The sequence below is a fragment of the Flavobacterium sp. genome (genome assembly GCF_039916025.1).
Taxonomy (GTDB): domain Bacteria; phylum Bacteroidota; class Bacteroidia; order Flavobacteriales; family Flavobacteriaceae; genus Flavobacterium.
Window position 1 is genome coordinate 1 of the sequence record NZ_JBDSMB010000002.1, and the last position, 25,323, is coordinate 25,323.

General features: G+C 36.0%; 20 protein-coding genes and 1 tRNA gene. 15 read left to right on the forward strand and 6 right to left on the reverse strand.

All coding sequences use genetic code 11. The annotated features are described in order from the left end of the window. The coding region (locus ABIQ27_RS00015; protein WP_348030864.1) for a YDG domain-containing protein at positions 1–6,007 on the reverse strand (6,007 nt) is incomplete at its 3' end. A gap of 349 nt (positions 6,008–6,356) precedes the next feature. Between ABIQ27_RS00015 and mnmE the strand changes: the two genes are divergently transcribed. From mnmE to ABIQ27_RS00030, 3 genes are all read left to right on the forward strand, one after another. Continuing rightward, positions 6,357–7,751: a tRNA uridine-5-carboxymethylaminomethyl(34) synthesis GTPase MnmE gene (mnmE, locus tag ABIQ27_RS00020; RefSeq protein ID WP_348030866.1), complete on the forward strand. Its 1,395-nt coding sequence runs from the start codon at positions 6,357–6,359 to the stop codon at positions 7,749–7,751. 82 nt (positions 7,752–7,833) lie between these two features. Next, a complete protein-coding gene (locus tag ABIQ27_RS00025; RefSeq protein ID WP_348030868.1) occupies positions 7,834–9,798 on the forward strand; it encodes a PAS domain S-box protein in 1,965 nt (654 codons plus the stop codon). Next, the gene (locus ABIQ27_RS00030) at positions 9,795–10,178 is read left to right on the forward strand and encodes a response regulator (protein ID WP_348030870.1); all 384 of its coding nucleotides are present in this window, start codon (positions 9,795–9,797) and stop codon (positions 10,176–10,178) included. The genes ABIQ27_RS00025 and ABIQ27_RS00030 overlap by 4 nt, the downstream gene beginning before the upstream one ends. 1 nt (position 10,179) lies before the next feature. On the opposite strand, the gene ABIQ27_RS00035 is transcribed toward ABIQ27_RS00030, so the two are convergent. Next, positions 10,180–12,153: an endonuclease gene (locus ABIQ27_RS00035; protein ID WP_348030872.1), complete on the reverse strand. Its 1,974-nt coding sequence runs from the start codon at positions 12,151–12,153 to the stop codon at positions 10,180–10,182. Positions 12,154–12,353: 200 nt separating this feature from the next. Here ABIQ27_RS00035 and ABIQ27_RS00040 point away from each other — a divergent pair, with 200 nt between their 5' ends. The 5 genes from ABIQ27_RS00040 to ABIQ27_RS00060 all read left to right on the forward strand — a co-directional run bounded on the left by ABIQ27_RS00040 (position 12,354) and on the right by ABIQ27_RS00060 (position 16,116). Further along, a complete protein-coding gene (locus ABIQ27_RS00040) occupies positions 12,354–13,151 on the forward strand; it encodes a sulfite exporter TauE/SafE family protein (RefSeq protein ID WP_348030874.1) in 798 nt (265 codons plus the stop codon). Between the two features lie 52 nt (positions 13,152–13,203). Then, complete coding sequence (locus tag ABIQ27_RS00045) at positions 13,204–14,616, forward strand: MBL fold metallo-hydrolase (protein ID WP_348030876.1); 1,413 nt, start codon at positions 13,204–13,206, stop codon at positions 14,614–14,616. A gap of 81 nt (positions 14,617–14,697) precedes the next feature. Continuing rightward, positions 14,698–15,465, forward strand: coding sequence for a DUF4369 domain-containing protein (locus tag ABIQ27_RS00050; protein ID WP_348030878.1), 768 nt, complete (start codon positions 14,698–14,700; stop codon positions 15,463–15,465). A gap of 14 nt (positions 15,466–15,479) precedes the next feature. After that, positions 15,480–15,890, forward strand: coding sequence for a TlpA disulfide reductase family protein (locus tag ABIQ27_RS00055; RefSeq protein ID WP_348030907.1), 411 nt, complete (start codon positions 15,480–15,482; stop codon positions 15,888–15,890). Between the two features lie 145 nt (positions 15,891–16,035). Beyond that, a tRNA-Tyr gene (locus ABIQ27_RS00060) sits at positions 16,036–16,116 on the forward strand. A 260-nt stretch (positions 16,117–16,376) separates the two neighbouring features. Here the strand turns inward: ABIQ27_RS00060 and ABIQ27_RS00065 are convergent. The 3 genes from ABIQ27_RS00065 to ABIQ27_RS00075 form a co-directional block, all read right to left on the reverse strand. After that, entirely contained in the window at positions 16,377–16,751 is a 375-nt protein-coding gene (locus ABIQ27_RS00065) for a hypothetical protein (protein ID WP_348030879.1), read from the reverse strand. Between the two features lie 465 nt (positions 16,752–17,216). Further along, positions 17,217–17,909 (reverse strand): SIMPL domain-containing protein, encoded by a 693-nt coding sequence (locus ABIQ27_RS00070; RefSeq protein WP_348030881.1) that lies wholly within the window; start codon positions 17,907–17,909, stop codon positions 17,217–17,219. Positions 17,910–17,957: 48 nt separating this feature from the next. Then, positions 17,958–18,599, reverse strand: coding sequence for a rhomboid family intramembrane serine protease (locus tag ABIQ27_RS00075; RefSeq protein ID WP_348030885.1), 642 nt, complete (start codon positions 18,597–18,599; stop codon positions 17,958–17,960). Positions 18,600–18,715: 116 nt separating this feature from the next. Between ABIQ27_RS00075 and ABIQ27_RS00080 the strand changes: the two genes are divergently transcribed. After that, positions 18,716–19,588: a lysophospholipid acyltransferase family protein gene (locus ABIQ27_RS00080; RefSeq protein WP_348030887.1), complete on the forward strand. Its 873-nt coding sequence runs from the start codon at positions 18,716–18,718 to the stop codon at positions 19,586–19,588. Positions 19,589–19,631: 43 nt separating this feature from the next. Here ABIQ27_RS00080 and ABIQ27_RS00085 read toward each other — a convergent pair whose 3' ends face one another. Beyond that, a complete protein-coding gene (locus tag ABIQ27_RS00085) occupies positions 19,632–21,116 on the reverse strand; it encodes an aminotransferase class V-fold PLP-dependent enzyme (protein WP_348030889.1) in 1,485 nt (494 codons plus the stop codon). Positions 21,117–21,305: 189 nt separating this feature from the next. Between ABIQ27_RS00085 and ABIQ27_RS00090 the strand changes: the two genes are divergently transcribed. From ABIQ27_RS00090 to ABIQ27_RS00115, 6 genes are all read left to right on the forward strand, one after another. Further along, positions 21,306–21,755, forward strand: a complete 450-nt coding sequence (locus tag ABIQ27_RS00090; RefSeq protein ID WP_348030893.1) for a hypothetical protein — start codon at positions 21,306–21,308, stop codon at positions 21,753–21,755. A 9-nt stretch (positions 21,756–21,764) separates the two neighbouring features. Then, positions 21,765–23,534, forward strand: a complete 1,770-nt coding sequence (locus ABIQ27_RS00095) for a sensor histidine kinase (protein WP_348030895.1) — start codon at positions 21,765–21,767, stop codon at positions 23,532–23,534. Continuing rightward, a complete protein-coding gene (locus ABIQ27_RS00100; protein WP_348030896.1) occupies positions 23,531–24,142 on the forward strand; it encodes a response regulator transcription factor in 612 nt (203 codons plus the stop codon). The genes ABIQ27_RS00095 and ABIQ27_RS00100 overlap by 4 nt, the downstream gene beginning before the upstream one ends. A 222-nt stretch (positions 24,143–24,364) precedes the next feature. Beyond that, positions 24,365–24,499, forward strand: coding sequence for a hypothetical protein (locus ABIQ27_RS00105; protein ID WP_348030897.1), 135 nt, complete (start codon positions 24,365–24,367; stop codon positions 24,497–24,499). A 93-nt stretch (positions 24,500–24,592) separates the two neighbouring features. Next, positions 24,593–24,820 (forward strand): hypothetical protein, encoded by a 228-nt coding sequence (locus ABIQ27_RS00110; protein WP_348030899.1) that lies wholly within the window; start codon positions 24,593–24,595, stop codon positions 24,818–24,820. A gap of 62 nt (positions 24,821–24,882) precedes the next feature. Next, positions 24,883–25,287 carry a hypothetical protein gene (locus ABIQ27_RS00115; RefSeq protein ID WP_348030901.1) on the forward strand — a complete coding sequence of 135 codons (405 nt, stop codon included), beginning with the start codon at positions 24,883–24,885 and terminating at the stop codon, positions 25,285–25,287. Positions 25,288–25,323 lie beyond the last annotated feature (36 nt).

Below are 25,323 nucleotides of genomic sequence, written 5' to 3' on the forward strand. Positions count from 1 at the left end.
TTGGTGTAATAGTTAAAACCAAAGTTTCTGTATGTGGACATCCTGATGCATTAGTACTCGTTGATGTATAAGTTCCACTTTCAGTATAAGTCACATCATTTACCGGCCATGTATAAGTGTCACAAGCTGTTGCTGATTCTGAGTTTGAAGAACTGTTGTTGATTGTTAACAATAAAGTTTCTGTTACACATCCAACTGTTGCTGTATACTCATCAGAATCTGTATAAGTTAAACCGGTAACATCCCAAGTATAGCTATCACAAGCCTCTACTTCAGTTGTATTTGTTGAACTCGGTGTAACTGTTAAATGTAAAATATCTGTATGACATCCAACTACATGAGTATAATCACCACTTGTTGTATAAGGTGTTCCAAACCATGTATATGAATCACAAGCTGATTGTGTATATTCTGTTGTAGAACTTGGCGTAATAGTCAAGTCTAATTTCTGAGTTACACAATTCGCTGTAGTTCCAGTATACAATCCTGAGGCTGTATAAGTTTGTCCATTTACTGACCAGGTATAAGTATCACAAACCGAAACAGTAGTTGTGTTAATTGAACTTGGTGTAATAGTTAAATGCAACACATCTGTATGGCATCCGGTAACAAAATTATAATTACCGCTAGCTGTATATGTCTGTCCGTTTAGAGACCAGGTATAAGAATCACAAGCTGATTGCGTATACTCTGTTGTAGAGCTTGGCGTAATAGTCAGGTCTAATTTTTCGGTTACACAATTTGTTGTAGTTCCGGTGTAGATTCCTGATGTTGTATAAGTAGCTCCGTTTACTGACCATGTATAAGTGTCACAAGCTGTAACCGGAACAACGTGATCTGAAGTAGTGTTGATAGTCAATACTAAAGTTTTAGTATCTGTACAACCTGCAGCATTCGTACCTACTGAAGTATAAGTTCCACTTGATGTATAAGTAGTTCCATTTACTGACCATGTGTAAGTATCACATGCACTAACTGTTTCGCTTGAAGAAGTTGGCTGATTAACTGTTACCGCTGTAGCAGAAGAAACCGCTGAACAACCATTAGCACTTGTTACAGTAACTGAATAGCTTCCTGTAGCTGTAGCTGAAATAGCTTGTGTAGTTTCGCCATTTGACCATAAGTAACTTGCTCCTGCACTAGCAGTTAATGTTACACTTCCGCCTTGGCAGAAAGTTGTAGCACCACCTGCAGTAACTGTAGCCGCTGCACCATCACATGGTGTACCTGTAACTGTAAAGCCATCGACTCTGTTTGTACCACCTGAACCAAAAGTTCCACTAATAGCAGTAGTACTATTACCAACAAGTCTGATATAAATAGCCGATTTATTAGCCAAAGTTGTTAATGCGCTCAAATCAAAAGTTCTAACAGAAACCGCTTTTGGGCTACCTGTAGCACTCCAAGAGTCATTAGTAATTGAATAACCTCCACTTGGTAAATCTGTAAAAGAAGTTCCATTTGTACTGTATTGAACTTTAAACGCATTAGGACCTGTATTACTTCCTGTAGTATCAAAAGTCAGCCCTAAGCTGTGATAATTACTCGAATTAACTTTAAACTGCCAGTAATCACCAATAGCCCAGTTTGAAGCTGTTATAGATTTTGCTGTTGCATTTCCTGAAGGTGTTGTCCATGGAGTAGCAGAACTAGCATGAACTGCACTGAACAAACTACCCGTAGTTTGCAATCCTAAATCCGCTACTGCACTACCAGCTGTAATGTTAGGTGATGCAGAAGCACTACCACTTACAGTAATTCCATCAAAAGTCCATTTAGAAATAACAGCAAGTACTGTTAAAGTTTGATTTACACTTGTAGCCGCACTATAATTTGTATTACCTGCCTGAGAAGCTGTAATTGTAGTAGTTCCTGCACCAACAATGGTAACAGTATTTCCACTTACAGTTGCTACTGCAGGATTAGAACTTGCATAAGAAACTGTTAAACCAGATGAAGCTGTAGCTGTTAAATTGAATGCTGCATCTGAAGTCGTTTTATTAGCAAGCGCACCAAACGTTATTGTTTGAGAAGCCTGAGCCACATTCAACTGTTGTGTTACACTTGTCGCTGCATCATAATTAGCATTTCCACCTTGTGAAGCAGTAATGATTGCTGAACCAACACCAACTATAGTAACTAAACCATTAGAAGCTACTGTAGCAACAGCCGGAGTATCACTTGAATAAGAAACTATTAAACCTGAACTTGCAGTTGAAGACGCACTATATGCCGCATCTCCAAAAGTTTTATTTACCGGTGTAGTCAAAGCAGTAAGCGATTGACTTGCTTTATTGATTGTTAAAGCCTGAGTAACATCAGCAGCAGGATTATAATTTCCATTTCCTGCCTGAGAAGCTGTAATTGTTGTTGAACCTGCTCCAACAATTGTAACTGTACCATTAGTTGATACTGTAGCAAAAGCAGTATTTGAACTCAAATAAGTTACAGTCAAACCTGAAGTTGCAGTTGTAGCCACACTATAAGTAGGGTCACCAAAAGTTCTTGTTTCAGATGCTGAAATTGCAGCAATCGTTTGATTGGCTTTATTGATGAAAGCTGTTAAACCTGTTGGTTGTGAAACCGAATAATTACCAGCTGCAGTACCATTTAAAGTATATCCTAATACCGTAATTGGTTTGGCTATAGCAGAAGCATTAGCATCTGCAAAAGAGTAAGAAGGTGTTCCTGATAATGAAACATCATCTGAACCTACAACTCCTACTAAAGAAGCTGTTCCTGTTACTGTAGCTGTAGCCGAACCATCGTATGTTTTATCAACACCTGTAAGTCCTGTAATTGTTAATGGTTTTTGTGAAACAGAACTACTAACCGTAGCTACCGTTTTACTTACCGCACCACTACTGGTCAAAGTTACATCTCCGGAATAAGTTCCTACAGCAGTTGTTGCTGCTAAACGAACATAAATTGTTGTACTTGCTAAATTTCCGGTTGTTCCAACCGTTACAGAACCAGCATAAGTGCTATCATCAGATGAAACCTGGAATCCGGCAGGAGCTGTGATAAGCACACCTTCAGTAAGTGATTGAGCGCTTACGCTAAAAGTTGTTGCTGAACTGGCAGTTCCATAAACTGTAGTAACTGCTGACAAAGTACCAGTTGTAAAAATAGTTGGTGTCGTAGCAATAATATCAGCACTTAAAGTTGGCTGAGTTAATGTATAATAAGATGCATTGGCACCATTTAATGTGTATCCTAAAACTGTTACTGGTTTATTAGTACCAACAGTAGCATCATTGAAAGTAGCAGTAGCTGTTCCAGTTACTGAAACAACATCTGAACCTACAATTCCTACTAACGAAGGAGTACCTGTTAAAGTAGCATCTGCATTTCCATCATAATTTTTGCTAACTGCAGAAACTCCGGTAATTGTTAAATTTTTAGGATTAACTGTAAGCACTTGTGTAACATTAGTTGCTGCAGTATAATTTGAATCACCTGCTTGTGAAGCCGTTAGTGTAACTGGCCCACCAGGTAAATGAATCGTAACTGTTCCGTCTGATGCAACAGATGCAATAGATGAATCTGAACTTCCATACGCTACGGCAAGTCCTGAAGTAGAAGTTGTTGCTATACTATATGTACCATCTCCGTAAACTTTTGTTAACGGTGTAGTTAATGCAGTTATAGTTTGACTCGCTTGTGTTATTGTCAATACGCCATCTACATAAGTAATCGTATAATTACTTGCTGTAAAAGTACCTCCGGTAGCAGCACTTGCAACAATAGGATAAGTTCCTACTGGAGTTGAAGCTGTAGAAGCAGCTCCACCAGCGCTTAATGTAACACCACCAACAGTTTCGCTATTTGCCAAACCATTTGTACTAAATGCTAAAGTACCTAAAGTTAATACCGTATTATATGCTTTTGTTCTATTGTCAGCAGTAACTGTTAAAGCTTTCGCCGTAACGGTATTACCTGAAGCTGCAGTTGTAATATTTGCAGAAGTAGCACCTGTTGAACTCAAAACTATATTTTGTGAATTATAAGAACCTGTCACAGCAGCGTTAGCTTTCAAACGAATTCTTAATGTACCACTTGCGCTTCCACTAGTTTGTGTGAAAGTAGCTGTTGTACCATAAGTTGTTCCATCAGAAGAAACCTCAAAACCTGTTGGTGCAGTTGCTATCAGGTTAGCACTTAAACCAGTTCCTGATACCGCAAAACTTTGTTGAGTTGAAGCAGTACCATAAGTTGTTGTAAACGCCGTTGCTGTTGCAGTTCCTGTTATAGTAGCAGCAACCGGGCCTGTAATGCCAATATTGAAAGCACCACCGTTATTTGATCCAAAATCAATTGCTCTTATATAATAAGTAGTACCAAAGGTAAATGTATTTGTTACCGTTTCTGTTGTAACAGAAGCGGCACCATGTGCTGTATAACCTGTTACTGCTGCCCCGGACGTAGGACACGAAGCACCGGCAAAGACATCAAAATCCATATCTCTGTTTGTAGCCAGGGTAAAAGTAAGCGATATTGTATGGCTTCCTGTTGCAAGTGGGGTAAACTTAAACCAAACATCATTATTACTAGAAGCATAAGTTAAACTGTTAGCTGTATTAGTAGAAAGAACCATAGTTCCTCCAGAAGTTCCTCCATTAACAGTAAGCACTGTAGCGTTGGCACACAAATCGTTAACTGGTGGTGGTGACGGAATATTGAATGTTCCCGAAGTTACTCCTGTTAAACCAGAACTGGTAAAAGCTATAGTTGCACCAGTTACAGAAGCTGCACTTGTTGCAGTTAAACCGCTATAAGTTGTAAGACCGGCAACGGCAGCTACACTAGTTGTACCTCCTAAAGTCCATGTCCCCGCACCTACAGCAGCAGTAATAGAAGCCGTACTTGCAGTTGTATTTCCATATTGATCGACAATATTAACTTTAGGTTGTGTTGCCAACACAGCTCCATTTGTTGCCGGAGCCGCTGGTTGGGTATTCATCGCTAATTTATTTGCAGCTCCCACGCCTATCACCTGTGAAACACTTGAAGGCGAAAAAGTTGCGGCAGAAACTGATATTGTTTTTGTACCACTTGATTGCAATAAACCGGCTGGCACAGAAGCAGAAGGAGTGAATGTAATTTTATTTGAACCTACAGTATAGCCCGCAGTTAATGCTGTTCCTCCTACCGTAACACCGGTAATGGCAGCAGCCCAACCTCCGGCATCTGTAAAGGTAACATCAAAAGGAGCATCAACAGTAGCACCTGCCGCTGCAGTTAAAGTTGGAGCAGTTGTTCCAGCAGAAGTTGAAGTAACAGCAATGTTATCTACACCTATTCTTGGACGGCTTCCACTAGGACTTCCAATTACAGTACCGCCATTATATTCATAGAATCGTAACTTACAGTTAGCCGCACCATTAAAACTTGATGGCAAAGCAATACTGCTAACGGCTACGTTTGCCGTAGAATTACCAGTTGTATTATAAACAGTGTATGGTCCTGTCAAAGTAGTCCAGTTTGTCCCTCCATCTGCGGAAGCGTATACAAGTAAGGAAGATGCACGACCCACCGTTACTGATGTATTGAAGACTAAAGAATAATCGAAACTAAGGGTTCCTGCAGTTCTTCCTGAGAAATTAAGATTTAAATCACAAGCTACAGCTCCAGTGTTATCTGTTGCTCCACTTGTTAGTAAAACTAGTTTGGTTGAACTGGCGGAATCATAACCTACAGCTGAACTCGAGCCCACCGTTCCTAGAGTACCGTTGGATGCTGCTGAAACCGTTGTTGCAGTAGGGTAACTACCAGTGTTTACAGCAAGACCATTCATGTTTGTCGGATAAGCTGTTGAAAATCCGGTAAACGCTTGTGAATAATTCGCAGAAGACATATCAAAATATGTCTGTCCAAAACTCACATTACTTCCTATCAAAAAGAAGGCAAATAATGCTAGTAATGTTTTAGTTTTTTTAATTGAGTTTAGGCTAAACATAGCGGCTAAAAACTCGGTCGATCTCAAAATAGTAGAGGTTCTTTTCATAACTAATTAATTTTTTTACAGCCTCAAACTTAATACTAAAAAAACTAATTACAAGAAAAAGATATTAACTAATTGTTATTCAATGGTTAAAAAGCATTTAATCGGTTTTTTTAACACTTTATCGATATAATTAATTATTACAACAAAAAAAAATGTAGTATTTACTTATAAACTTGTAAGAAATCGATAATTTCATAAAAATACAGAGCATTTTTTACCATATATACAAAGCTCCAAAGCCTCTAAAAAAAACCATTAATAATCAGTACTATATTAAGGAGTAATTTCGATAAATCGAAATCATCCTAACTCACGTTGTGTTTTACTATCTTTGACAAAAATTCCAGAAATGATTTCACAAGAAACTATTGTTGCCTTAGCGTCACCTTCGGGTGCTGGTGCCATTGCTGTTATCCGGCTTTCGGGTAACGAAGCTTTGACTATTGCAGAACAAGTTTTCCAATCAGTTTCAGGGAAATCTGTATCACAACAAAAAACACATACGATTCATCTTGGCCATATAGTTGATGATGAAAAAGTATTTGACCAGGTGTTGCTTTCGATATTCAAAAATCCGCATTCCTATACCGGCGAAGATGTTGTTGAAATATCCTGTCACGGTTCTACCTATATACAGCAACAGATTATTCAATTGTTATTGCGAAAAGGCTGCCGAATGGCGCAGGCTGGTGAATTCACATTAAGAGCATTTTTAAACGGAAAACTGGATTTGTCACAAGCCGAAGCAGTTGCCGATTTGATTTCTTCTGATAATGAAGCGAGCCATCAAATTGCGATGCAGCAAATGCGTGGCGGTTTCTCAAATGAGATAGCCAAACTAAGAGAAGAGCTTCTGAATTTTGCTTCGCTTATCGAACTCGAATTAGACTTTGCAGAAGAAGATGTAGAGTTTGCCGATAGAACTCAGTTTAATGAATTGCTAACGCGAATAGAATTTGTTTTAAAACGTTTAATCGATTCGTTTGCTGTTGGAAATGTCATCAAAAATGGAATTCCGGTAGCGATTGTAGGTGAACCAAATGTTGGGAAATCAACTTTGCTGAATGCTTTATTAAATGAAGAAAGAGCCATAGTTTCTGAAATTGCCGGAACGACGCGTGATACGATTGAAGATGAATTGGTTATCGGAGGCATTGGTTTTAGATTTATTGACACAGCCGGAATTCGCGAAACAAAAGATATAGTCGAAAGCATCGGCATCAAAAAAACATTTGAAAAAATTGAACAGGCACAGGTGGTTATTTATTTATTAGACAGCAGTTTGCAGAAAGCAGACGGCAGTTTAAAAACAAATATTTCTGAAATTGAAAAAATAAAAAATCAGTTTCCTTTAAAACCATTAATCATTCTTGGCAACAAAGCCGATTTATTATCTAAATCAGATGCTGATAATCTGCAATCTGCCATCTCTAATCTGACTTTACTTTCAGCCAAACAAAAATCTGGTATCGAAGATTTGAAAAACCAACTATTGTCGTTCGTAAATACAGGTGCTTTGCGTAATAATGAAACGATTGTGACCAACACGCGGCATTATGATTCACTTTTAAAAGCATTGGAAGAAATCCAAAAAGTGAAGTTTGGCCTGCAGTCAAACCTGTCTTCCGATTTAATGGCAATCGATATCAAACAAGCGTTGTATTACTTTGGTGAAATCACCGGTGAAGTTACTAATGATGAACTTTTGGGTAATATTTTTGCGAACTTCTGTATCGGAAAATAGAAAAATACTTCATTCCTTGCTGGTATTTTCTGTAACTTTAATAACTTTATTTCATTTATTAAAAAACACAACCCAACTTTAGATGAGTTTCAAGAGAAATTGGACAAAACTTTCAAAATGGTTTTTAACGAGACCTAATACTTCCGGAGCTTTAGTTTTTCTTTTGGTGTTTGTATTTGTGTGCTTTTTTGTTAAATCAAAATGTGATGCTGTTAAAGAAAATCAGCATCGTGAAATGTCGAACATCCTTAATGTGGTGCGACAAAATTTTGAGCAGATTCTTAAAAACAGTTATGCCACTACCCTTACGGTTGCAATGACTGTAAATGATAAAGGTGAACCTGAGAATTTTGATAAAATTGCAGCTCAGTTGCTCGATTCTAATCCATCGATTGATGCTGTACAACTTGTTCCTAACGGTGTTATCAGATATGTCTATCCGAAGGAAGTGAATAAATCGGCAATTGGATATGACATATTGCACAGCCCGAAAGTAAGACAGGAAGCACTGAAATCCATTCAGTCAAAACTAATCTATTTTGCCGGGCCACTTGAATTAAAGCAGGGCGGAATTGGCGTGGTTGGAAGGCTGCCTGTTTTTAAAGAAAATAAGTTCTGGGGATTCTCCGCAGTAATCATCAAATTAGAAACTTTAATAAAGGCTTCCGGGATTGAATCAATCGATGATTCGAAGTATTATTTTCAGTTTTCAAAAGTTAATCCGGCTACCAATAAGGAAGAGTTTTTTCTGGCTAACAAAAAAGAATTTTCAAATCAGTATTTCCAAACAGTTACCATTCCGGATGGAGATTGGAAACTCTATTTAATAGCACGTGAAAAAAACGGCGCATTTTACCAAATCTTCACTTCGGGCATTTTGGGCTTTTTGTTTTCTCTAATCTGTGCGCTTTGGGTGGTTTCAATTATGAAAAAACCAGCCAAGCTGCAAAAAAAGGTTTATCAGCAGGCCAAAAAAATATACGACAGCGAAACAGAATTCAGAATCCTATTCGAACAGGCACCTTTGGGAATTGCTAAAGTTGACAGTGAAAAAGGAGATTTTATTGCTGTAAACAGCGAGTTTTGCAGAATTGTTGGTTATGATGAAGAAGAACTGACCAATTACAATTTCCAGAAGATTACGCATCCTGATGATTTAGAAGAAAATATCAATTGCATGAATAAACTCAAAGATGGCAGCGTTCAGGAATTTGCTTTAGAGAAAAGGTATCTCCATAAATCGGGCAGAACAATTTGGGTAAATCTGATTGTTTCCAAACTATGGAAATCGGATGAGAAAGCAAGCAATATTGCCATCATTGAAGACATCACTGATAAAAAACGTGCCGAAGAAGAGTTGAAACAATCATTCGAATTGGTTTCAGACCAAAATAAACGACTGTTGAATTTCTCCTATATCGTTTCTCATAATCTTAGATCGCACACCAGTAATATTCAGACTATTTCTGATTTCCTGGAAGACGCTGAAACCAAGGAAGAACGCGATGAAATGATTGATTTATTGAAGAAAGTTTCTGATTCGCTTAATGAAACCATGTCCAACTTAAATGAAGTTGTCAGCATACGGACAAATATCACTCTAAATACCGAACATCTGAATCTTTGTAAGTATATCGAAAAAACAAAGACAATCCTGAGCCAGCAAATTGCCAAACAGCAAGCAAATATCCAGAACCTGGTCCCTAAAACCATCGAAATCAATTACAATACGGCATATCTTGAAAGCATCCTTTTTAACCTTATTTCAAATGCTATTCGCTATAGTCACAAAGACAGAAAACCTGAAATAATCATTTCATTTGATGAGGAAACAAAATCATTGAAAATTCAGGATAATGGAATTGGCATCGACTTAAAGAAAAATGGCGAAAAGCTTTTTGGCATGTACAAAACATTCAATGACAATCCTGATTCAAAAGGCATTGGATTATTCCTTGTCAAAAATCAGATTGATGCCATGGGAGGAACTATTAAAGTCGAAAGCAAACTGGGTGAAGGAACGACATTTATAATCTATTTCAAATGAGTAAATTAATCTGCATAATAGACGACGATCTTATTTATCAGTTTTTGATAAATAAGATTATTGGCAATTCAAAAGCCGGACACGACGTTATGTTTTTTAAAAATGGTAAGGAAGCTTTAGATTATTTTGCTTTGGATTTGGATAAAAACCTGCCCGAAATAATTCTTCTTGATTTGGAAATGCCCGTTATGGATGGTTGGGATTTCCTGAAAGAAATGAGCAAACTGCACATTGATAAAACCGATATTTATATTGTAAGTTCTTCGATTTCTCACGAAGACAAAGAGAAAGCCAAAGCGTTTCCTAAAATTAAAGGTCACTTTTCAAAGCCTATTAATTCGAATAAAATACAGGAAATTACGAAAGCGCCCAAAGAATAGTTTATTCGATGACAAGTTTTTTTGTTATCGTTTTAGAATCCGCAGTTATTTTTGCCAAATAAATTCCCGAAGTAAGGTTAAGATGCAGACTTGTTTCTCCTGCAAAATTTTGCTCAAAGACTTTTTGTCCAAGAGTTGAAAACACTTCAATTTTAGCATCAGTTGTAACGCCGGAAATGGTAATATTATCTTTCGCAGGATTTGGATATAGCACAACTTTAGTAACATCAAAAGTATTCGTTGCCAAAGCCGCAAACCAAGCCTGACCAACATTGGCTCCAAAAACATAATCCACTAAATCCGGATAATCAATAAATGGATTTCGGTTTACCTGCCACGTATAGATGTAGTTGTTTCTGTTCATTTCAAAATCATCTTTTGGGTCAGAATGATTCCATGCCAACAGCGTAGTTAAATCACCAATTTGTCCAATAATATTTTCATTCGGATTGCCACTCACAACATTCAATCCGTTGTATCGAACCGCCATATAGAAACACGCACGGGCAACATCACCTTTCCAGGTGGTGGTTGGCGTAGCTACTGGTCCGTTATAATCAACACCGTAATTCCTGTTGTTTCTCGAAGAATTTTCCTGACCATCAACCGCTCTCAAATGATGGGCATCCGAAAGTCCGGCGCCAATATCATCCGGTCCTGTTGCAGACCAAACATTGATTCCATCCGGAGGCAAATTATATAAATCGCCATAATTCCCTCTTGACTGACAATAAATGTGTTCTCTGTTCCATTTTCCAATGATGCTGCTTCCTGTTTGATAATCGGCTTTTGAACGAGGTTGTTCCGTATAGATTAACCAAACCTGATTGCTGTTCAGAGGATTCTGATCGGCTGTCTTTAATATGTTTATAATATCGCCATACGTATGCGCACGCACTACAGATGGATTGGCAATAATATCCTGAATGGCTTGTTTTAAAGTTGCACCCGATTTTCCTTCCAATGAATCATAGTAACCTGCTGGCGCAGTACTTGAAACATTTCCATAGGTTGGATTTGCAGGCGTACCAAAAGGCAATGTAAAAAAGTTGATGTCAACAACTCTAATGATATTGTTATTATTGAGTATGATATAAGTAGAAGGCACCGTTCCAATGGTAACTTTCATTTCTTCGTCACCATCATTAACACCGTCATTCAAAAGTTGAATTACTGTCGAAGCTGTCGACGTTCCTGATGGAATAGTAATATTTAGATTTCCAGTAAAATCAGATGAATTAAACGAAGCATTATTTAGTGCTACCGAGAAATTCAAATCAGAAGTCACAGCAATGTCTGTTGTGAAAGTAATCGTTATGCTTTGTCCTTCGGAAATCGTAGTTGCCGGGCTAAAAGTGGTTGTGATTCCGTTATAAATAATTCCGGAACCATCGTTATTTACTCTTGGAGTTGGCGCTTTTACTTCGTACGTTCCATCAGCTTTTCTTTGGATGGATTCTGTATCAGCATGCGCATTCGCATTTTCATTGTAACTTACTGTCACATTTAAAGCAGTCATCAAGGCTGTTGCAGTAGTAGTTGCACTGTTGGAATATACTAACGCATTGATTAAGTTAGTTGTTGTTGCCGGAGTATTTATTGGAAAATCATCTGCATTCCCTAAGTAAATTGCAGCTGCATCAGGACCATTTTGGACCATCCCGTCTGGAATTGTAAAAGAACCCGAAGGACTTACAAGTCCATTCGCCAAAAGTATATTGCCGTTACCATCGGTAATTAAACCATCTAAATCGACAGCATAATAACTTATGTCTGTTAATCCTGATGAACTTCCGTTAAAGAGAACCAGGACATAACCATCAAGTGCCGTAAAAGGTGCGGGTGTTTTTAACTCAATAAATTCCTTAACATCTGTAGAAGGAGTATTTGCATCTAATTCGTTAATAACAATTTGGGCATTGCTTACCGAAAAAGAAGTAAGCGCCAAAAGGAGCAGTAATTTTTTAAACATCATTCTTAAATTGTGGTAAGCAAATATATTTATAAGAGAAAGTAAAAACATAATTACCCAACTGAATTAACTATAAATAGGAGTTAAAAGCGATTTAATAAGGAAAAACCTTTAAAAATGTCAGATTTATAAACTAATTCTAAAAAAACAACAATGCATTTTTAATACAATTACACTATTTTTACATCACTAATTTTACAAGCTTGGAAGTTTTAGGATATTTTGGCGCATTACTTATTGGCGTAATACTGGGAATTACCGGTGGCGGCGGTTCCATATTAACGGTTCCTACTTTGGTTTATATCCTAAGTTATAATCCTATAATCGCTACCGCTTATTCTTTATTTATCGTTGGAACAACATCTGGTTTCGGCACAATTCAAAACTTTCGAAAAGGTCTCGTAGTTCCAAAAACGGCATTGCAGTTTGCCATTCCTTCGTTGATTGGTGTCTATTTAACCCGAAAATTTATTCTTCCGGCTATACCTGATGTGGTGTTTTATTTTGGTTCGCTTAAATTATCAAAAGCGACTTTTTTAATGCTGCTGTTTGCTGTTGTTATGTTTATGGCAGCGTATTCAATGCTAAAGAAAAACAAGGAAGATGAACTTGTAGATAACACAAAAAAATCGCTTGCAATTGTGATTATCCAATTGTTTTTTGTTGGTATTTTGATAGGATTGATTGGTGCCGGTGGCGGATTTTTGATTATTCCGGCTTTATTGAAATTTGCCAAACTGCCAATGAAAAAAGCGATTGGAACTTCATTGCTGATTATCACGATTAATTCGTTGATAGGTTTTATCGGTGATATCCAAAACACGGTTATCGATTGGAATTTTCTGCTGGTGTTTACTGCTATTTCTATTGTTGGGATTTTTATCGGACTTTATATTCAGCAGTTTATTAATGAAAAACATCTGAAAAAGATTTTCGGTATTTTTGTTTTACTTATGTCTCTCTTAATTCTCTATAAGGAGTTTTTTCATAAAGTATTCTAAATTCATTGCTTACTTTTGCACTATACATTAATTTTGCTTAAAATTTTTTGATATGAAAATCGAACAAATATATACCGGATGCATTGCTCAGGCTGCTTATTATCTTGAAAGCAATGGCGAAGCCGCAATCTTTGATCCGTTGCGCGAAGTACAACCTTATTTGGACAGAGCCACGAAAGATAATGCCAAGATTAAATACATTTTCGAAACGCATTTTCATGCAGATTTCGTTTCGGGACATTTAGATTTGGCTCGTAAAAGCGGCGGAGAAATTGTTTATGGCCCTACGGCAAATCCTGAATTTAAAGCTATAATCGCTACCGACAACCAAGAATTCAAAGTAGGCAATTATACTGTCAAAGCGATGCATACTCCGGGACACACATTGGAAAGCACCTGCTATCTTCTTATTGATGAAAATGGGAAACATCACGGAATCATTACTGGCGACACCTTATTTATTGGTGATGTTGGTCGCCCCGATTTGGCTCAGGCCATGACTGATGATTTAACTCAGGAAAAATTGGCGGGTTATCTTTTTGATTCGCTGCGTAACAAAATCATGCCTTTGGGTGATGATTTGATAGTGTATCCAAGTCATGGTGCAGGAAGTGCTTGTGGTAAAAATATGAGTAAAGAAACTACCGATACTTTGGGCAACCAAAAAAGAACGAATTATGCGTTGCGTTCTGATATGACTAAAGAAGAATTTACCAAAGAATTGTTAGACGGTCTAGGCCTTCCACCAGCATATTTTCCACAAAATGTGATGATGAATATCAAAGGATACGACAGTTTGGACAGCATTATTGAAAAAAGCAATATCGGACTTTCACCAAGAGAATTTGAAGCCGTTGCCAATCAGGGTGATATTGTGGTTTTGGATGTCAGACATGAAAATGATTTTGTAAAAGCACATATTCCGAATTCAATATTTATTGGCATTCAGGGGAATTTTGCGCCTTGGGTTGGTTCAATGCTGCGCGATGTTAACCAAAAACTGTTACTTGTCATTCCGGAAGGAAGAGAAGAAGAAACTATCACCAGATTATCACGTGTTGGTTTTGACCATGTTTTGGGTTATCTGAAAGATGGTATCGATGCCTGGGAAAAAGCAGGTTTCGAAACGGATAGCATCCACTCTATTTCTCCTGAAGAATTTGCCGGCGAATTAAATTCAAAAAGCATCGTTGTTGACGCAAGAAAGCCTGGAGAATATGAGGCAGAACATGTTGAAAATGCAATCAATCTTCCTTTGGACAACGTTAATGAGAACTTTCAAAGCGTTCCAAAAGGTGCTGATTTCTACCTGCATTGCGCTGGTGGTTATCGCTCTGTGATTATGGCATCCATATTAAAATCGAGAGGAATTCACAATCTCATCAATGTTGAAAAAGGAATGAGCGGCATCAAACAAACAACTGTGAATTGCACAAAATTTGAGTGTCCATCAACAAAAAAATAAATCAAAAAAAAGTTAAATAACTAATTATAAAATAAGCAAATTAGATACATTTGCATTCGTTAAAAAATTTAAAACAAAAAAATGAAAAAAATAATTCTTTTAGTAGCTGTTGCCGTAGTTCTGTTTTCATGCAAGAATTTAGGTGAAGGTGAATATGAAATTACAGGAACTGTAAAAGGAATGAAAACTGGTTTAGTTTTCTTAGAAAAACAAGGTCAAATGGGCATGCCACCACAAGCTGTCGATACTGTAAAAATTGTTGATGGAAAATTTGAAATCAAAGGAAAAACTGCAGAACCTGAAATCCATTTTCTTCATATTGATAAACTGGAAGGCAGAGTTCCTTTAGTCCTTGAAGGTGGAGAAATTCAAGTTACTGTTGACAAAGACAGCCTTTTCAAATCTAAAGTAGGCGGAACTTACAGCAATGAAGAGTTTACTAAATTCAATGAAGAGTCTTATAAAATTAGCCAAAAGACACAAAAAAAATCAAAAGAATTTGAAGCTAAAAATAAAGCACTTATAGAGGAAGTACAAAAAACAAGAGATACTGCAATTGCAAAAAGACTAAATGCAGAATATGCTCCTATTCAGGAAGAGGCGCAAAAAAATATGGAAGCTTACACTTTCGGTTACCCAAAAGCGCACCCAAAATCATTTATCAGCGTTTTGATTATTCAAATGATGTCCAACAATCCTAAATACGCAAATGATATTGATGGACTTTACAATTCACTTGATGAACCATTGAAAAAAACAAAACCAGGTAAAGCCATTAAGACAAATCTTGATGAATTAAAAAAAAAGCCAGCGCCAGTAGCTCCACCAGCACCAGCAGTAACAAACTAGTTACTGAAGGAAGCATTGCTCCCGACTTTAAAGCGCCAACACCCAACGGTAAAGTTGTTTCTTTAAAAGAAAGCCTGGGGAAAGCCACTTTAATTGATTTTTGGGCATCCTGGTGTTCACCCTGCAGACAGGAAAATCCAAATGTTGTAGCCATTTACAATGAGTTTCACAATAAAGGATTGAACATTATCAGTGTTTCTCTTGATGAAGATGCTGCAGATTGGAAAGATGCAATTGCTGAAGATAAATTAATCTGGACGCAGGTTTCCAACCTGAAAGAAATGAAAGATCCAATTGCATTGCAATATGGAGTGATTCAAATTCCAACTACCTTTTTGTTGGATTTTTCAGGAAAAGTTGTTGCTGTAGATTTAAGAGGTGATGAATTGAAATCAAAAATCAAAGCGCTTTTAAGCATAAAATAATACTGATTCAGCATTATATAGAAAAAATCTCCTTCGGGAGATTTTTTTATTTTACTTATAACCAAAACGTTGGAAAAAGGTTTTAGAATTAGTCATTTTTTTATTTGTGAAGCTGAAAAGTGTTTTTATATTTGCAACCGCGAAAGGGGAGATACTCAAGCGGCCAACGAGGGCAGACTGTAAATCTGCTGTGTGAACTTCGCAGGTTCGAATCCTGCTCTCCCCACGAATAAATACATCAAAAAGAAAAAACGCCAAGTTTACTTGAGCGTTTTTTTGTTTGATGTATTTTCAGAGCGTAGCTCTGCAGGATGTTGCGTAGCAAAATCCTGTTTCTGTTAAAAGTTTACTTTTATAAATGTTTTGGGTTTTTTGTTTGAGTAAGGGAACCTTACTCAGGAGGACGAAGTTAATCCTGTCGTGGAAAGCGTAGCTCTGCAGGATCAACGAAGTTAATCCTCTCTATTGAAATAATTTTGAAGAAAGTCAAGGCGCTAAACTACTCTTATATATCGCCACTTCAAAAGTTCTGCCATCATCATCATCGATAACTGCGATACCATTTTCATCAATGCTCGCATTGAATAGCTGATTAGCTTCTAAGCATTTATTGTTTGGCAAATAGATTTTTATTATTTCGCAATCTTTTACATCAACATCAAGAGTCTGTGTTTTTGGATAATGCGTTGCGGTTTTGTAGCAATGAATCGTTGCGGAATATTTTCCGTCTTTTAAGTTACAATCTGCAGTTGGTGAAATGTTAGGAACAGTATTATCAAGAGTTTTTTTCCTGGTTTTTGAATTACATGAAATCAATAAACCAAACAATGCAACTGTAATTATTTTTAAAGTTTTTTTCATATAAATTGCTTTTATATGAATAAATTATATGAAGTCGTTACCCTGAACTATCCTTTGAAATTTAGCTCGCATTCTCTATCGTAGAAGTAAATCCTACTATTGGTGTCATATATTATTGGAGCATTCAGTTCTGCTTTCATAAAAGTTATATAATTATAGACTGACCTGACAGATATATCCAGCTTTGCCGAGAGCTCTTCCGTATTACCAGCTCGTTTGCCTTTTAAAAGGTCATCAATCTTTATTATTATTCTTATATCCAAAACTGTTATAATTATATAAGTTCGAGAAGGATTTTATTTTTGATTCGAACTGGATATCTTTTTGAAAATCTTCATCGAAGTTATTCATTTATATCCATACGATGATCTTTAAAAGGATAAAATTTAGAAAGATTATACAAATCATAAAAAAAACTCTCCAGTTTCCCGAAGAGTTTTTATGTTTAAAATTATGTTTGTTTTTTTATTCTAACGCAAAAGTTACGCTTACGTTTGTATTTATTTCTAATTCGCCAACAGCTAATGTTTCTCTTTGTGCACCATCACTGGCAGCCATCGCCATCATATTTCCTTTGTACATTGGCTGTGGAATATAACTTTGAGAGTTATCCGTAATCAACAATGCTTTTCCGATTTTCTGACCAAGAACTGAAACATAATCCTGTGCTTTTTGTTTTGCATCCAGAATCGCTTTTTTTCTCGCATCTCTTTCGTACTCTTCTATTTTAGAAGATTTGAATTCAACTCCACTAATACTGTTTACACCGGCATCATTCAATCCCATCATGATTTCATCATACTTCTTTAAATCTTTTAGCGTAATGCTTAATGACTGACTGGCCTGGAAATTATATTTCTTTTTGTCGTAATCATAGCTTTTGTATAAGCTTACGTTAGTGGTTTTATAATCCGTTGCCGGAATGCCGCTGTTTTTTAAAAACTTAATCACTTTGTCTACTACTTCATCATTCAGGTTTTTTACTTCTTTTGCATCTTTCCCAGTATTCTGAAAACCAACGGTGACAACTGCCTGGTCCGGAACTATTTTTACTTTTCCTTCACCTGTAACTGAAATTTGTGGCACCTGAGGTCTTTGCTCTTGTGCTTGTGCTGCTATAGCAAAAAAGATTGCTATAAATAAAACTGCTTTCTTCATAATATTTTTTTTATTGGTTGTTGTTCTGTTTTTCAAAAGTTATGCCAGTTATAGTTTCCCCATTTTTGCCATGACAAAAAGAATGATGATGGGCACTGCTAAAAGAATAACGATAAAAGTATTTTCGTGCAGAAGCGCCGGATCTTTTAACAACGTAATCGCATAACCACCTATTGCACCACCAAAGTGCGCTGTATGCCCAATATTATCTCTTCTCGACTTCATTCCGTAGATAGAATACAATAAATATACGATTCCGAAAATATAACCCGGCATCGGTATAATGCCGTAAATACCGATAGTCATATCGGGATATAATAAAATCGCAGAATATATAATTCCCATCACCGCACCCGAAGCTCCAACAGCACTATAACTGTATTCATTTCCGTGAAAAACCATGGTTAGCAAACTTCCAAAAGTCAAGCTGGCGAAATAAATCAGCAGAAAGGAAAAGTTTCCTAATCCGCCATAAACATAAGGTGCAAAGAAATACAGTGTCAGCATATTGAAAGCCAAATGTATAATATCAGCATGTAGAAAACCAGATGAAATCATCCGTAATTGTTCTCCCGCGCGAATGCTTCCGACATGAAATTGGTATTTTCTAAAAAAAGATTCGTCACTGAATCCCTTCATACTTATAAGAACATTAGCCGCTATTAAGGCTAATAAAAAAATGTTGACCATTATTTGAAATATTTTTATTCTTCGTACAGTGTAAAAATAATAATACTTTTTAGCAATTGTTAAATAGAAACGATTAAAATAACTTTAAACTTTATATTTGCATAAAATTACACTACATGCAGCTGATTCTTTATATTCTTGTCTACCCTATCATTTGGCTGATTTCAATACTTCCATTTCGATTGCTTTACATATTCTCTGATTTTGTCTGCTTTTTGGTATATACCATTTTTGGCTATCGCAAAAAAGTAGTGCGTGAAAACATTGCCATGGCATTGCCTCATTTAACGGTGAAAGAACGACTAACTGTGGAGCGGAAATTCTACAGCCATATGTGCGATATGTTTCTGGAAATGATTAAAACAATGAATATTTCCCGCAAGGAAATGGAAAAGCGTTTTAAGTTTACCAATTTGGATTTATATCTTGATTTAGAAAAAAAAGGAAAAAGCATTGCTTTGCTTTGTGCTCATTATGCTTCTTATGAATGGGCGGTTTCTATGAATTATCATATCACTTTTGAGGGTTTCGGAATTTATAAAAAAATCAACAATAAGTATTTTGACAAATTAATAAAAGACATTCGTTCGAAGTTCAACGCAACGCTTCTTAATACAAGGGAAACGATTCCAACTATTGAAAGAAATTATAAAACCAATCATATGAGTGTGTATGGTTTAGCCAGTGATCAATCGCCTCAGGCGAGTAAAGCTTATCATTGGGCGCCGTTTATGGGCATCGAAACGCCTGTTCATACTGGTGCCGAAATGCTTGCAAAACGTTTTGACATGAATGTTATTTTTCTAAGAAACAAAAAGGTAAAGCGTGGTTACTATGAAGCTACGTTTGAACTTATGGCTGACAATCCGAAAGAGGTTCCTAACTATGAAATCTCGGAAGATTTTTTAAGAAGAGTAGAAAAGCAAATCCATGAGGCGCCGGAATTTTATTTATGGACGCACAAACGATGGAAACACAAGAAGAAATAGTGTTCAGTCGGCAGTAGCAGTTGGCTCCCGATAGCTATCGGGATTAGAATTTGAACCAGCCTTTTACCATTTCTTTTTCCTGATTCAATGCTTTATTGTGTGCAAATTCATTCGTCACCGAATCGTATTGATAATCCTTTGACCATTCCAGATGATTTTGTGCCAATGCCTTAATGCTTTCGCAAACCATTTGAATTTCTTCTGAAGTTGTTGTTGGATGAATAGACATTCTAATCCATCCTGGTTTTTTAATCAAATCTCCTGAAGTAATCTGGCAAACCAAATCATGTGATGTTTCCTGGTCAACATGCAGAAGATAATGTCCGTATGTTCCGGCACAACTGCATCCACCACGTGTTTGAATTCCGAATTTATCATTCAGTATTTTTACACCCAAATTGAAATGCAGGTCATCAATATAAAAAGAAATCACTCCTAACCTTTCCTGATGCTGATTGGCCAAAATATGAATATTGTCAATGTTGTTCAATTTTGAAAAAATATAATCAACGATTTCGTGTTCTCTGTCAAGAATGTTTTTTACACCCATTTGTTCTTTCAACTGAATCGCAAGAGCTGTTTTTATAACCTGTAGAAAACCTGGAGTTCCGCCGTCTTCTCTATCTTCAATGTTGTCGATATATTTGTGTTCACCCCAAGGATTCGTCCAGCTTACAGTTCCGCCACCTGGGCAATCTGGAACATTATTATGATATAAGTTTTTATTGAAGATCAAAACTCCCGAAGTTCCTGGTCCACCCAAAAACTTATGTGGTGAAAAGAAAATAGCATCTAAATAACTCTCATCATCAGGATGCATATCAATAGCTACATAAGGTCCGGAGCAGGCAAAATCAACAAAGCAAACACCATTATTCTGATGCATAATTTTGGCTACTTCGTGATAAGGAGTTCTAATTCCAGTAACATTTGAACAGGAAGTAATTGAGGCTATTTTAAAACTTCGGTCTTTATATTTTTCGAGTGATTTTTTAAATTCTTCAAGACAAAATAACCCTTCCTCGTTGGCAGGAAGAATAACAACATCAGCAATCGTTTCTAACCACGAAGTTTGATTGGAATGATGTTCCATATGCGAAATGAAAACTACTGGTTTTAATTCCTTTGGAATGGCGATAAATTCTTTAAGATTTTCAGGCACTTTAAGTCCAAGAATACGTTGAAACTTATTCACAACGCCTGTCATTCCAGTTCCTGTATTGATTAAAACATCATTTTCATTAGCATTCACATGACGTTTTATAATATGCTTTGCTTCGTGGTATGCCATCGTCATGGCTGTTCCTGAAATGGTGGTTTCAGTATGTGTGTTGGCCACAAAAGGACCAAATTCATTCATTAATTTTTCTTCAATTGGTCGGTACAATCTCCCGCTGGCAGTCCAATCCGTATAGATAATTTTCTTTTTTCCAAAAGGCGTTTCAAACTCCTGGTCAATTCCAATAATGTTTTGTCGAAATGGCTGAAAATAATGTTCTAATCTTGTCTTGGTTTCTGTGCTAATCATTCTGTAACAATTTGATCCCAAAGATACATTATTTTTAATTTTAGGTAAAATAATTAGGCTTCATTGTCAAATTCATAAATTCCTAAAAGTATATTTTTAAAAAAATTACGAAAATCCCCACTAGTGGTGATTTTTTTTATAATTTAAACTCCGATTTTTGAAACACTCTAACCTTAAAAACTAAACATTATGAATGTCTATGATTCAACCGGAACTTTTGACTGCATCAAGCAGGAGTTCAATTTATCCATCCAGCTCACAAACATTGCCCCGGACACTTTCAGAATAAGTGCTTACTATGACATTAGCGACGCCAATAGATATGCTATTGTTGCTATTTTACAAACATTGAACGGTAACCAAAACAATTTAAGTACCTATCCCGCAAATTTTACCTTTGCGCTTAGTAAGGTAAAGTTCTCTTCTTTAAATAAAAGCTATTTAAAAGCAGGGGATAAAGATATTTGCCTGGCCGAAAGTGGCGATACAATCGATGTCGTTGTTCATCATGGAATTGGTTTTAATCCTCTGACAAATGCAGATGATGATTTATACATCAAAAATTATAAAGCCGGAACTTACACTTATTATTCAAAAGGCTCTCCTCCGGGAGCTAGAGGTACTGGTGGTATGACATAATAATTGTAAATGAATAAATCTTTGAAATTTAAAAAAATAGCTATAACAGTGGTATTCCTTTTTATCACTGTTTTGGCTATGGCTCAAAATAAAAGTTTAAAAAGCATTGAAACTAATTTTGAAGATTTAGACTTCAAAGACAGAATAACTGGTTTGCAAAAAATAAACCCAAACCAATTGTCAAATGATGATAAAGCGTTATTCTATTATTTATATGGTCAGAGTTATTATGCAAATAGCAATGGAGCTAAGGCACTATCCTATTTCATGAAAGCCAAAGAAGCTTATAAATTACAAAATGATTATGATAAGGTTATCGAAATGAACTTAATCATAGTCGAAATAAAAGGGCTGACAGATTATAAATACGAGGATTACAAACCCTTAATCGATGAAGCGATTGATTATGCCACAAAGACAAATAACATTCCTTTATTGTGTAAAACCTATAAAGAAATTGGCAACAATTTATTTGATTCTGAACCCTCAAAAGCAATCAACTATTATCAAAATGCCATAATTGAAAGTAAAAAAATAAAAGACTCATTATTTGAAGCACGCTTAAATTCAAATATCGGATTGGTCTATAGCGAAAAAATACATGATTATAAGTTAGCAAGAAAGTATAACACTTTAGCTTATGAATATTTTATAAAACACAATTCAAATTTTTATTTATCTATCTGTTACATTAATCAGGCAAGTGTTCTTTTAAAGGAAAAAAAATATGATTCAGCATTGGTAAAATATCAAAAAGCTGATGCGCTAAAAATAAAAGATAATAATACAGCCACCAGAATCATGCTGTATGGTTTAATGGCTAACTTATATAAAGAGAAGAAAGATTATAAAAAAGCTATTGAATATATTGACCGACAAAAAGTATATCAAAGCATAAATGATGACAACCAGCAAGTAAAAGCGATAAGAGATATTGATGTTAAATATCAAACCAAAGAGCACAAAAGCGAAATTCTATGGCTACAAAGCGCTATGAAAAAAGGCGGTGCCGTAATCGTTGTTTTACTAGTAGTGTTAGTCCTTTTTATTTTGGGATATAAAAACCTCAACAAAAAGAAAAAAATAGCCGAGCAGGAAAAACAAATCGAGACCCAGAAACTCGAAAATGTCTTAAAAGAACAAGAACTTCACGAAATAGACATTCTACTCGAAGGTCAGGAAAAAGAACGCATCAAATTAGCCAATGATTTACACGATAATCTGGGAAGTTTGTTGGCGACACTCAAGCTCAATTTTCAAAATCTAAAAAAACAAGATACAAAGTATGATGATGCTGATAATTTATTTAATAAAACTGACGAATTAATAGAAGAAGCCTATCAAAAAGTACGCACAATCGCCCATACTAAAAATGCAGGCGTAATCGCCAATCAGGGTTTGCTGCCAGCTGTCAGGAACATTGCAAAAAAAATGAATATTCCCGGTAAGCTCGCTGTTGAAGTTATTCCGTTTGGACTTGAGGAACGTATAGAAAACACACTCGAAGTAGCCATTTTTAGAATGATACAGGAAATACTCACCAACGCCATTAAACATGCTAATGCTACCGAAATCTCTATACATCTTACCCAACATGATGACAGTTTAAACATCATTGTAGAAGACAATGGCAGTGGATTTAATCCAAAAAAAATAGATAAAAAAGAAGGCATGGGGCTAAACAATATTGAAAAGAAAGTGGAACAAATGGGAGGTGTTTTTACTATTGATAGCACTGAAAAAAGAGGCACTTCTATTCTAATTGACATACCATTATGATAACACTAGCAATTGCCGAAGACCATCAGGCACTGATTGATGGCATGAAATTATTTTTTAAAGACGAAGCTGATATCATGCTTGTAGGCGAATCCAATGATGGCGAAGCGCTAATTGAATTGGTAAAAAACAAAAGACCAAGTGTAGTCATTACAGATATTCGCATGCCAAAATGTGACGGCATAATGGCAACCCGAATCATCAAAAGCAAATACCCTGAAACAAAAGTCATTGCTTTTAGCATGTTTGACCAGGACGAAGCTATCGAACAGATGAAAGCAGCTGGTGCATCGGGATATATTATGAAAAATTCCTCATTGCAAACCGTGCTTGACGCGATTAGAACTGTAGCACGAAACGAGACGTTTTTTGATGATGCCATTACGGCTAAAGATTCTCACACCAAAGAAGCAATTATCTTAAGTTCGCGCGAAAAAGAAATTCTCCGATTGGTTGGTGAAGGCAAATCTTCCCAGGAAATAGCAGATGCCTTAAACATAGGAAAATCAACAGTTGACACGCATCGAAAGAACATTATAAAGAAGTTTAACATTACTGGTAAAAACGATTTTTTACGATTCGCCGTAGAGCGAAAATACGATTTCTAGTCCAAAAAAACTTATTGAAAAAATAATTGAAAAATCCCCACTAGTGGGGATTTTTTTGTGCTTTTCGTTTTCGAAATTTGCTTTGTTATATCATAGATAACAAAGCCAGGTTAAATTAGAATCCTGCCCGAACAATCTCATAGTGGTATTTGAAATTTGAAAAGGGCAGGTTTTTTCAACTGAGAAACAAAAAAAACAGATTAATATTTAATAACAGCAACTATGAAACTTCTAAAAATTGATAACAGAGATATGTATACAACAGCCGATAAAACCATCGACATCATTATCAAAATCCTTTTAGCATGTAGTGTGGCATTAATAGCCTGCGAGCTTTATATATTACTCAAGTTATAAATAAAACTCCTTCAACCCTCTTGCTTTTAATTTGAGACGTTATTACAAGAGGGTTTGAGAGGATTGACTAAAAACAATTAAAACCACAAAATCATGAGTTGGAACAAAGTTGAAAGCAATTGTAAAGCCCTTTATGAATACCAGTTCATTAATGGAACTAAACCAAAAGAGCGAAGAGTTTTGATTCAGGTCATCGCTGAAGAATTCCCTGAATTGCCTCGTGTTCGAATTGCTTATGCAGTGGACAGATGCATTACTACTGTAGCAGCACCTATGAGACCGAGCACCTTTTTGACTTTTGTACAGAGTTATTTGAGATAGAAATTTGGTATATTAGCGGAAGTTAATACGGTATTAAATAAGTCCAAACTAAAATCAAAAATATGAAAAATGTAATTGTCTTATTTGCAATTATCTTTCTAACTTCTTTCACAATTAAAGAGACAACCCAAAAACTTCCAAATGGAAAATATCTTGTGGAATTAGATAAACAGTATTTAGAAAATGGATTGAATAATTATGAGTTTACTTTAGAGAATAATAAATTCATCTATAAATTAAATGATAAAATTGAAAATTTTGAGATCAATTGGATTAATGAAGAAATATTTATTGTAAAGGGTTTAACAGAACCACTAAATCCTAATCAAATTGAAAAAAATATTATTGAGAAAAGTACAATTGCTTTCAGAATTGTAAAACAAGAAAGAAACAATTACTATTTCACACTAGGAGAAAAGTTCGACAAGCATCCAATTTATTCCGGAAAATTTGTCAAAACTAAATAAGTAGCTGGAGAATCCAATCCTAAAAATCAAAATCCC

What these genes read in the sequence shown, in the direction of transcription:
- mnmE (WP_348030866.1), top strand. Translation starts at nt 6,357, where the DNA reads ATGATTTCACAAGAAACTATTGTTGCCTTAGCGTCACCTTCGGGTGCT.
- ABIQ27_RS00025 (WP_348030868.1), top strand. Translation starts at nt 7,834, where the DNA reads ATGAGTTTCAAGAGAAATTGGACAAAACTTTCAAAATGGTTTTTAACG.
- ABIQ27_RS00030 (WP_348030870.1), top strand. Translation starts at nt 9,795, where the DNA reads ATGAGTAAATTAATCTGCATAATAGACGACGATCTTATTTATCAGTTT.
- ABIQ27_RS00035 (WP_348030872.1), bottom strand. Translation starts at nt 12,153, where the DNA reads ATGATGTTTAAAAAATTACTGCTCCTTTTGGCGCTTACTTCTTTTTCG.
- ABIQ27_RS00045 (WP_348030876.1), top strand. Translation starts at nt 13,204, where the DNA reads ATGAAAATCGAACAAATATATACCGGATGCATTGCTCAGGCTGCTTAT.
- ABIQ27_RS00050 (WP_348030878.1), top strand. Translation starts at nt 14,698, where the DNA reads ATGAAAAAAATAATTCTTTTAGTAGCTGTTGCCGTAGTTCTGTTTTCA.
- ABIQ27_RS00065 (WP_348030879.1), bottom strand. Translation starts at nt 16,751, where the DNA reads ATGAAAAAAACTTTAAAAATAATTACAGTTGCATTGTTTGGTTTATTG.
- ABIQ27_RS00070 (WP_348030881.1), bottom strand. Translation starts at nt 17,909, where the DNA reads ATGAAGAAAGCAGTTTTATTTATAGCAATCTTTTTTGCTATAGCAGCA.
- ABIQ27_RS00075 (WP_348030885.1), bottom strand. Translation starts at nt 18,599, where the DNA reads ATGGTCAACATTTTTTTATTAGCCTTAATAGCGGCTAATGTTCTTATA.
- ABIQ27_RS00080 (WP_348030887.1), top strand. Translation starts at nt 18,716, where the DNA reads ATGCAGCTGATTCTTTATATTCTTGTCTACCCTATCATTTGGCTGATT.
- ABIQ27_RS00085 (WP_348030889.1), bottom strand. Translation starts at nt 21,116, where the DNA reads ATGATTAGCACAGAAACCAAGACAAGATTAGAACATTATTTTCAGCCA.
- ABIQ27_RS00090 (WP_348030893.1), top strand. Translation starts at nt 21,306, where the DNA reads ATGAATGTCTATGATTCAACCGGAACTTTTGACTGCATCAAGCAGGAG.
- ABIQ27_RS00095 (WP_348030895.1), top strand. Translation starts at nt 21,765, where the DNA reads ATGAATAAATCTTTGAAATTTAAAAAAATAGCTATAACAGTGGTATTC.
- ABIQ27_RS00100 (WP_348030896.1), top strand. Translation starts at nt 23,531, where the DNA reads ATGATAACACTAGCAATTGCCGAAGACCATCAGGCACTGATTGATGGC.
- ABIQ27_RS00105 (WP_348030897.1), top strand. Translation starts at nt 24,365, where the DNA reads ATGAAACTTCTAAAAATTGATAACAGAGATATGTATACAACAGCCGAT.
- ABIQ27_RS00110 (WP_348030899.1), top strand. Translation starts at nt 24,593, where the DNA reads ATGAGTTGGAACAAAGTTGAAAGCAATTGTAAAGCCCTTTATGAATAC.
- ABIQ27_RS00115 (WP_348030901.1), top strand. Translation starts at nt 24,883, where the DNA reads ATGAAAAATGTAATTGTCTTATTTGCAATTATCTTTCTAACTTCTTTC.